The sequence below is a fragment of the Leucobacter sp. M11 genome (assembly GCF_035726885.1).
Classification (GTDB): domain Bacteria; phylum Actinomycetota; class Actinomycetes; order Actinomycetales; family Microbacteriaceae; genus JAPFRB01.
On sequence record NZ_JAPFRB010000004.1, the window covers coordinates 596,574 to 598,364 of the forward strand.

At 72.6% G+C, this 1,791-nt stretch carries 2 protein-coding genes; one reads left to right on the plus strand and one right to left on the minus strand.

The features are described from left to right. A partial coding sequence (locus tag OOT08_RS15040) for an endonuclease/exonuclease/phosphatase family protein (RefSeq protein ID WP_325093606.1) occupies nucleotides 1–979 on the minus strand: 979 nt, incomplete at its 3' end. Nucleotides 980–1,060: 81 nt separating this feature from the next. Here OOT08_RS15040 and OOT08_RS15045 point away from each other — a divergent pair. Further along, a partial coding sequence (locus OOT08_RS15045; RefSeq protein WP_325093607.1) for a PHP domain-containing protein occupies nucleotides 1,061–1,791 on the plus strand: 731 nt, incomplete at its 3' end.

Here is a 1,791-nt window from a genome sequence, read left to right on the forward strand (position 1 = left end):
TCAGCCGGGCCACGACGGGGCGGTGATCGCTGCCAGCGGCCCCCTCCGAGGTGATGACGTGGAAGCCAGCGGCCCGCCAGCCCTCGGTGCTGAACACCTGGTCGATCGGAGCCCCGGCCAGCGCCGGGAGCATCGTGTGCCAGGTGCCGACCCCCGCGTTGCGGGCGGTGACTGCGGCGATCTCGCAGCCCGGCACCTCCGTCAGGTGATCGGGGGTCGCGTTGACGTCCCCCGCGATGATCGCGTTCGGGATCTCGCAGGCCCCCCGCAGCCAGTTCATGTGCTCCCGCCAGCTCGACATCTCGCCGGGCACGGGCGCCATCGAGTGCACCCCGATCACGGTCGGGGAGCCGCTGTCGGCCGCGGGACGCAGCACGACGGAGGGGATGACCCCGTCGGCCCCCGCCGCCGCGTCCAGGCGGTACTCGCCGAGCTCGGCGGCCACGACCACCGAGGTCGAGCGGTAGCGGTAGACCTCGTCGGTCGCGGCCGTGTGCGCGACGTAGCTCGACCCGCTCTGCTGGCTGAGCCCCGCGGCCACCCGGTCCGCGAGGTCGTCGGTCGTCTCGGGGAGCACCACGATCTGCGCGCCCTGCTCCTGAGCGAGCGCGATGATCCGGTCGGCGGGCACCTCGTCGCCGAAGGTGTTCCAGCTGAGCACCGTCACGTCCCCGGACCCGGCCGGCGGTAGCGGGGCGTTGCCGACGCCGCGCCAGATCAGAATCGCGACGTTCGCGAGGGCGAACAGCAGCAGGATCACGCAGACCCGGCCGAGGAAGCCGCGCCACGGGCGGATGACGAGGCTCAGGATGAGCAGGAAGACGATCAGCAGCGCCGCGACGGCGACGCTGAGGCCCCGCATCGCGACCAGCTGCGCGAAGGGCTCCGTGTGCTCGAGGCCGAGCAGCTGCGGCCACACGGCAATGACGGCCGCGACGACGAGCGCGAGCAGGATGAGGGAGCCAAAGAAACGTGCCATAACGGAGCCGAGTCTAGTTATCGCCCCGAGGAAGCGGCTGGGTGTTCCCCCGTCCCGGCGCGCCGCGGCTAGCATGGGGGGATGAGCCTGCCGTCATTCGTTCGGGGATACGATCTGCACACCCACTCGGCGATCTCCGACGGCACGACCTCGCCAGCGGAGATCGCGGCCGAGGTGGCCGAGCTCGGGCTCACGGGCTTCGCGCTGACCGACCACGACACGGTCGATGGCTGGGACGAGGCGCGCACCGCCGCAGCCGGGCTCGGCGTTGACTTCATCCCCGGCCTGGAACTGACGACGAAGACGAACGGGATTTCCGTGCACCTGCTCGCCTACGGGATCGACCCCGAGGTGCCGGAGCTCGCCGAGATCATGGCCCGGATCCGGGAGAGCCGCTACGGGCGGGCACGCGAGATGGTGCGCCGCCTCTCGAAGCGCTACCCGCTGGACTGGGACACCATGAGCGAGTCGATCGGGGTCGGGGTGACGCTCGGGCGGCCGCACATCGCGGACGCGCTCGTCCAGCTGGGCCACTTCCCGGACCGCGGCGCGGCCTTCGCGGACGTGCTGCACCCCGGCGGCCCCTACTACGTGAACACCTACGCGGTCGAGACGGTGACCGGCATCGAGCTGGTGCGGGCCGCGGGCGGGGTCCCCGTTCTCGCGCACCCGGCCGCCCGCCGCCAGCGCGGGCCCGTGCCCGTGCCGATCGTCGAGGACTTCGCGGCCGCCGGGCTCTGGGGGATCGAGCTGGACCACCCCGAGAACCGGCCCGACTGGACCGACCCGCTGCGCCCGCACGCCGCGCGCCT